The 6,820-nt window shown below is 54.2% G+C and carries 6 protein-coding genes; 3 read left to right on the top strand and 3 right to left on the bottom strand.

Going from position 1 to position 6,820, the window contains the following annotated elements; translation table 11 throughout:
- Window positions 1-186: 186 nt before the first annotated feature.
- Together V6D20_11955 and V6D20_11950 are read right to left on the bottom strand one after the other, a co-directional pair.
- Window positions 187-774, bottom strand: a complete 588-nt coding sequence (locus V6D20_11955) for a DUF924 family protein (GenBank protein HEY9816493.1) — start codon at window positions 772-774, stop codon at window positions 187-189.
- A gap of 282 nt (window positions 775-1,056) precedes the next feature.
- Entirely contained in the window at window positions 1,057-1,356 is a 300-nt protein-coding gene (locus V6D20_11950; protein ID HEY9816492.1) for a ferredoxin, read from the bottom strand.
- Window positions 1,357-1,827: 471 nt separating this feature from the next.
- On the opposite strand from V6D20_11950, the gene V6D20_11945 reads away from it, so the two are divergent.
- Window positions 1,828-2,832 carry a Gfo/Idh/MocA family oxidoreductase gene (locus V6D20_11945; protein ID HEY9816491.1) on the top strand — a complete coding sequence of 335 codons (1,005 nt, stop codon included), beginning with the start codon at window positions 1,828-1,830 and terminating at the stop codon, window positions 2,830-2,832.
- Window positions 2,833-2,995: 163 nt separating this feature from the next.
- Complete coding sequence (locus tag V6D20_11940) at window positions 2,996-3,841, top strand: alpha/beta fold hydrolase (protein HEY9816490.1); 846 nt, start codon at window positions 2,996-2,998, stop codon at window positions 3,839-3,841.
- A 144-nt stretch (window positions 3,842-3,985) separates the two neighbouring features.
- Here the strand turns inward: V6D20_11940 and V6D20_11935 are convergent, their stop codons facing one another.
- On the bottom strand, window positions 3,986-5,761 hold the full coding sequence (locus tag V6D20_11935) for a metallophosphoesterase (GenBank protein HEY9816489.1): 1,776 nt from the start codon (window positions 5,759-5,761) through the stop codon (window positions 3,986-3,988).
- Window positions 5,762-6,048: 287 nt separating this feature from the next.
- On the opposite strand from V6D20_11935, the gene V6D20_11930 reads away from it, so the two are divergent.
- Window positions 6,049-6,820: inositol monophosphatase family protein (locus V6D20_11930; protein HEY9816488.1), on the top strand; the 772-nt coding region annotated here is incomplete at its 3' end.

The raw sequence follows: 6,820 nt of genomic DNA, 5'->3' as shown, positions 1-6,820 counted from the left end.
CCGATGTCTTCGCTGTCTCTGGAATGAGCAGAATATTCCTTTAGCCCATAGATAATCCATGGTGTAGAGATGGTTAATCTTTGGGTAATTACACTGAACCTAACTCTATCCTAGAGTCTTTAAAGACTTACATTCTGTTTTTGCAAAGGATGTTTACGTTCAAGCGTGACATCTAGAGCGTGACATCTAGAAAGACGAGCCGGGTTGTTTTAGAAAGTCTTGTTCTTCTGGAGTCGATTCCCGACCTAGGGCAACATTACGATGAGGGAAGCGACCAAACTGTTCGATCACTCGCTGGTGACGCAGGGCATACTCATAGGTGTCGTTGAGTTCAGGATAAGCTTCGGCAAGCCGCTGAAAGAGAGCTACCGACTCTTGCTGAATCGCTCGATCTTCGCTGTGCTCTAGAGGTAGATAGAGAAAAATGCGATGCACAGGATGAAGCTGCTGATCAAATCCCTGGGCGATCGCTCCCTGGGCAATGGACAACGCTTTGCTATCGGTGGCAAACGCTTGGGCCTGTTGACGAAAAAGGTTGCGCGAGAATTGATCGAGAACAATCACAAGGGCCAAGCAATCGAAGGGGTTTTGCTGCCAGTGATCCAATTCCCCGGCAGCGGCCTGTCGGTAGGTACCTAGGAAGCGATCGCCAATCTCTCGGTCTAAATCTGGATCTTTGCCAAACCAGAGCGATCGACGCTCAGCATAGTTAGGCGTCTGGATCGGCTCACCAAACCAAAAGGCAAGAATGGTAGTGGAATCTACAGTATGCATTGGCCGTCTTGATGAGAAAACCACAAACCAGGATGCCCGTGGTCTTGTCCTAGGCTATAGGTATCATATCTATTGACTCCAGCCTTGATGAAGCTGGATGTCTGCAGCATCAATAATTTTAAGCAAAGAGCAAGCCTCTCACCATGCCATTCAAAACCATGACATGCATGACATGAGTTAACAGAGGTAGTTAAAAAAGATAGGGCAGAGAGCATGACCGTTGAACGCTTCCTTGATCCCTGCCCTTTAGTTCAGAACTCGTCGATGTGAAGCTTGTCGAACTTAGTACAGTTCTTCTTCTTGGTGAGTGAGGATGGTGCAATCAGAAGTGGGATATGCAACGCAGGTCAACACAAACCCAGCTTCGATTTGGTCATCATCCAAGAAGGACTGATCGGACTGATCGATGGTGCCACTTTGTAGCTTACCAGCACAGGTGGAGCAAGCACCTGCCCGACAGGAGTAAGGCAAGTCAATGCCTTGCTCTTCTGCTGCATCAAGAATGTACTCGTCTTCGGGCACATCGATGGTGGTATTTAGTCCTTCTGCTTCGTTAATCAACGTAACTTTATAGGTTGCCATGCAGTAGTCCTCTCAAATAGTCTAAAACGGCAGGATTATGGTTGCGGAGTCAAAAGCTCCACCCGTGGGCGTGGAGCGACGCGCGGCAGTGTTGCCTGACTCCATTTCTGATACTACGGGAAAAGCTAAGGCTTGTGACGTCAGTTCCATAAATTGAGCTAATGGGATTACTCATGAATTTCCGTGTTTTGCCGCTGAATTACTTATAGGTCACCGGAAACCCGTCGATCGGATAGGGCGATCGCGCTCAATCATGGCACCCTATACCCGTAGTTAAGGTTTTCTTCATAACCAGGCCAGGCGCAAAAACCATGGACTCATTAGAAAATATTATCTGTCTAAGAATAGACATAGCAACGGAAAAGCAAGGTCTTGGCGTTTGGGCCATGCTCATCATCGAAGCGGGCGGAGGCGATCGCAGTTCCATGTAAAACTGAGGTATTGACGCAGGACGAGGGGATTGAACAGCGTATGAATGCACCCATTCGAGTGGGCATCGTGGGGACGGGCTATGCGGCGAAACTGCGAGTCGAAACCTTTCAAGCTGATGGGCGATCGCAGGTGGTGGCGGTGGCGGGGCAAGACCAGGCGCGCACGGCCAATTTTTGTCAGCCCTTTGGCATTCCTGCCCTGGCCACCTGGGGAGAATTGGTGCAGCATCCCGATGTAGATATGGTGGTCATTTGCACCGTGAACCGCCTCCATGGAGCGATCGCCCGCATTGCGCTGCAGGCAGGTAAGCATGTGGTGGTGGAATATCCCCTATCCCTCGATAGCGCCGAGGCGGAGGAATTGGTCAACCTAGCTGAGGCTCAGCATCGGCTGCTGCATGTGGAACAGATTGATGTTTTAAGTGGCGTCCATGGGGCGATCGCTCAACAGTTGCCGTCCATTGGCAAGCCCCTCTATGTGCGCTACTCCAGCCTCAACCCCCAACACCCCGCTCCCCGTAAGTGGACCTATCAAGCCGATACCTTTGGCTTTCCGCTGGTGGGTGCCCTGTCTCGTATCCATCGCTTAACGACCCTGTTTGGCAAGGTAACGTCGGTGAGCGGACAAAACCAAATCTGGGTAGACCATCCCTCCACTTATCCTCACAGCATGGGAGATTCGTTCCATACCACTTGCCTATGCTCAGGTCAGCTTCAGTTTGAAAGCGGGCTGATGGCAGAGGTGATCTATGGCAAAGGTGAGGCTATTTGGGCGGCGGAACGTCGTTTAGACATTCATGGTCAAAACGGTTTGATTCATTTCGACGGCACCCAAGGTAAATTGGTCACGGCAGAGGGCGATCGCCCCCTAGATGGCGGCAGTCGGCGAGGGCTGTTTGCCCAAGACACCCAGTCGGTGTTGAACTACCTCACGGAGGGCAAGCCTCTCTACATCCAACCCCAGAGTAGTGTCTATGCTCTCAGGGTCGCCAATGCGGTACGGCAGGCAGCGGATCTGAATCAGGTGGTGCCGGTGCGAAACTAGCGGCGATCGCGTCTAGCAGCAGGCGATCAGCTATTTCATCGATAGTCTCGTCTCGTCTATGGATCAGCCTGAGATCTTTCTATGCATAGACAAGAATCCCAAAACACTGAACACTGGTAGGAATCTTGAAACTATTTCTTAAGAAAGTACTGATTAACCTACCGTGACTACAACTGAAAATTGGATTGAAGTGGGCTCAGTCACCTGGTTTTACCGGGATGCCAAGCCGGTGAATGAAACAACGAAGCCGCCGGTGGTGCTGCTCCATGGGCTGCCGTCCCAGAGCTATGGCTGGCGCGAGGTGATGGAGGCGCTGGCCGATCAAGGTTTCTGGGCGATCGCTCCCGATTGGCCTGGCTTTGGATTTTCCGATAAGCCCGATAAACGCGATTTCGCCTACACCTCGGCCGCCTTCCAAACGGCGCTGGATGCCTGGATGCAGGCTATGAGCCTAGAGCGGGTGCATTTGGTGGTGCAGGGATTTCTCGGTTCGGTGGGTTTGCAGTATGCCCTACAGCATCGCGATCGCATTGAACGCTTGGCGATTTTGAATGCACCGATCACCCCGGAAGCTAAGGTACCCTGGAAAATTGGCATGTTGGGCATTCCCTTAGTTGGCGATATGCTCACCCAAGATCCGCTGTTGGTCGATCGCACCCTGGAAGGGGGAGGGCAATACCAAGTATCTGATGAGGATCTGGATGTTTATCGACGGCCGTTCCTCAAAAGTTCTGATGCCGGGCGATCGCTCTTGGCAACGGTGCAAAATCTGCGGCTGTCGGAGGCAACGGCCCAAATTAGTGCCGGCTTTAGGTCGTGGGATGCGCCGATTCAGGTGCAGTGGGGGGTGAATGATCCTTGGCTGTCCATCGATCAAGCCCAAGCGTTTGTGCAGCAAACACCGGCAGCGGAGCTGGTGTCTCTCGAAGAGGTGGGTCACTATCCCCAGCAGGATTGGCCCGAGAAGGTGGCCAATGCGCTGATTCCCTTCCTGCGTCGCAGCGCTTAGGGCGGTCTGTTCAGTCGGGAGAGACTAGGAAATAGGTTAACGCCAGCTCGGGTTAAGGGGATTTTCCAGCTTATTGGACGAAAGAATCAAGCTCTCAGTCCACAAGAAAATGAGGCTTTCAGCTTATCCCGAACTCAGGTTAGGTTACGGCGGCGTATCGAGGGAAAACTCATCAAATTTCACAACCTCGGAATCCGGTTGGCGCGTATCAAAGCGGTAGCTACTGACGGTTCCGGTTCCCGTATCCAAAATGCTGAAGGCGGTGATCTCGTTGCTGGCAAGGTAGGGCAGCGGATCGCCATGCTCATCCATCAGGGGGGCGATCGTCGGCACCACGGGTTCTAGACCATTAGGATTATCAAAGGCGGCATAGTCTTCCTGAAACCCGATCGGAATCGGGCGGCGATCGCTGAGGTACGCGCCATAGGTATTGCCCACATTTGAGGTTTCGAGATAGTGGGTTGCGCCGTTGATAAAGCGATTCCACAGATGGGAATGCCCATACAGCACCAACTGCACTCCGGCATTCTCCAGCAGCGGCACCACATCGCGAATCAGATAATCCTGATCTTTGGGATATTCGTAGCGCACCGATTTGATCCGACCATCGGGGAAGCGATCGATGATTTGCACCGGATCGGTATAGGCCGGCACGATGTTATCCCCCAGGGAATGGGGCGGATGGTGAAACATCACGATTTTGTACCTTGCCTGCTGAAAGGCTGGGCTGGTCAGTTCAGCTTTGAGCCAGGTGTACTGTGGACTGCCCGGGGCGATCGCCTCAAAAATATGTTGCCCGTACCCCCACTGGGTCGGGTCATCCAGCGCCGCATCCTGTTCTCGATAGCGACCGCGCACGTTGGGATTTAGGCTGGGGTTGCGCCAAATATTCGTAGCAAACAGCACCACCAAGCGCACATCGCCAAAGGTGACGGCATAGTAGGGCGATCGCGGCTCCTCGGCATTCAGCGGCGTAAACAGTTCATGAACCGTATCGATGTTAAAGGACTGATCCTTAATCCACTCGGCTTGGATAGCAGGATCGTGGGTGGGGTTAATGTCAGCGGCCCGTTCTTGATAGCGTTGCGCGGCGATCGCCCTTGGCTGGGGGTCATTAAATTGCTCATTTAAGTCTGCCTCCGACAGCCGCCCCATCACCTCATGGTTGCCCGTCGCCACAAACAGCGGAGCCGATTGGATAATCGCCCCACCTCGGTACGTCGTTTCAACGTCATCGTAGGTCAGCTTGTAGTGGGCTCGACCTTGCAGGCAGGGAAAAAAGGCATTGCCGCGATGATCATCAAACCACTCGGAGGCGCGATCGGGAATATTGACCAAATCCCCCGCTAGGAACACGGCATCGATCGCCCCCACCGTTTCCACAACTTTTTGCAGATTGGCCGCAGTCATAGGTTGGGACTGATGATCCGACGTGAGCAAAATGTGCAGCGGCACACCGGGCGCAGGCGCAGGTGCCGCTTGGAACGACTGGCTGCGAACTATCTGCCGATCGCCTTTGAAACTCACGGCGCGATAGGGAACCGTTCCAGTCAAGTCAGCTAGTACCGCCTCATGCCGCCAAATGGGGCGATCGCGCACCCTATCGTACACCTGCCCATCCTCGGTTTGGCTGCCCACACGAGACTTGGCATCTTCACGGGTACGGCTGAGGAGGGTGGTGGTGGCGATCGCCCGTTGTCTCCACCCATTGCCATAGTCCACAACATGCTTCGACCCCTCAAATTCCGTAAACCACACCACGTTGACGCTAGTGGGCGTTGGGGCTTGTAAAAACGGATCGGTCAGCAGGTCTTCCGACATAGGTTGCATGACCCATGGCACCACCATCCATCCATAGGCGAGGGCGATCGCCAGTCCCACGGTCACGGCTAAAACTTGGCCGTTGTTGAGTCGCGCCATGATCCAGAGGTTAGTGCAGCACCACTATCATCCCAACGCAAGGATTCCAATGCAATCACCCGCCCTGATCCTTCCGCCATCAAATTGGGATATGCATCTGTTTGAACCATGGGCTTCGCCAGCGTTCTTAGGAGATGTGAGCCCTGATTGCCAACAGGATTGCGCCAGCGGCCCATGGGCTGATTCCCCATCTAGGTCACAGCACTTCAAGGCCGACGGCTAAGGCTGGAGGGCATGGTAGGGTATGGGAGAAGCTATGTCCCTGCTATCTAAAAGCGATCGCCATCATGCCCTCTCCCGACCAACTCCAACGGTTTCTCGACATTGCCACCGAAGCAGCTCTAGCCGCCGGCACAGTGCTGCAAACCTACTGGGGCAAACTGAGTGAGGTTCAGATTCAAGAAAAGGGGCGATCGGGCGATCTGGTCACCGAAGCTGATAAAGCGGCTGAAGCAGCCATCCTCGCCGTGATCCAGCGCCACTTCCCCGACCATGCCATCTTGGCGGAAGAGTCAGGACGCCAGGGTGCCCTCGACAACCCCTTTCTTTGGGCCATCGATCCCCTAGACGGCACCACCAACTACACCCATCAATACCCCTTTTCGGCGGCGTCCATCGGGCTATTGATTGACGGCGTGCCCCAAGTCGGAGCCGTGTACGACCCCTTCCATCAAGAGCTGTTTCGCGCCGCCACAGGGCTAGGGGCCACCCGCAACCGCCTGCCCATGACCGTCTCGTCCACCGATCGCCTAGACAATAGTTTGCTGGTTACCGGGTTTGCCTACGATCGCCGTGAAACTGTAGATAACAACTACGCCGAGTTTTGCCACTTCACCCACTGTACCCAAGGCGTGCGTCGGGGTGGAGCTGCTTCCCTCGATCTGGCCTATGTAGCCTGCGGTCGCCTGGATGGCTATTGGGAACGCGGTCTATCGCCCTGGGATCTGGCCGCCGGTGTGGTGTTGGTGCAAGAAGCAGGCGGACGGGTAACCGCTTACAACCAAGAACCCTTGGACCTACTCTCGGGGCGTATTTTGGCGAGTAATGGTCATCTGCATA

This window comes from Candidatus Obscuribacterales bacterium (genome assembly GCA_036703605.1).
Classification (GTDB): Bacteria; Cyanobacteriota; Cyanobacteriia; order RECH01; family RECH01; genus RECH01.
This window is presented reverse-complemented; position numbering and strand designations above follow the sequence as displayed.

Bases quoted from the DNA above. Each gene is read 5' to 3' on its own strand.
- V6D20_11955 (HEY9816493.1), bottom strand. From the start codon at position 774: ATGCATACTGTAGATTCCACTACCATTCTTGCCTTTTGGTTTGGTGAG.
- V6D20_11945 (HEY9816491.1), top strand. From the start codon at position 1,828: ATGAATGCACCCATTCGAGTGGGCATCGTGGGGACGGGCTATGCGGCG.
- V6D20_11935 (HEY9816489.1), bottom strand. From the start codon at position 5,761: ATGGCGCGACTCAACAACGGCCAAGTTTTAGCCGTGACCGTGGGACTG.
- V6D20_11950 (HEY9816492.1), bottom strand. From the start codon at position 1,356: ATGGCAACCTATAAAGTTACGTTGATTAACGAAGCAGAAGGACTAAAT.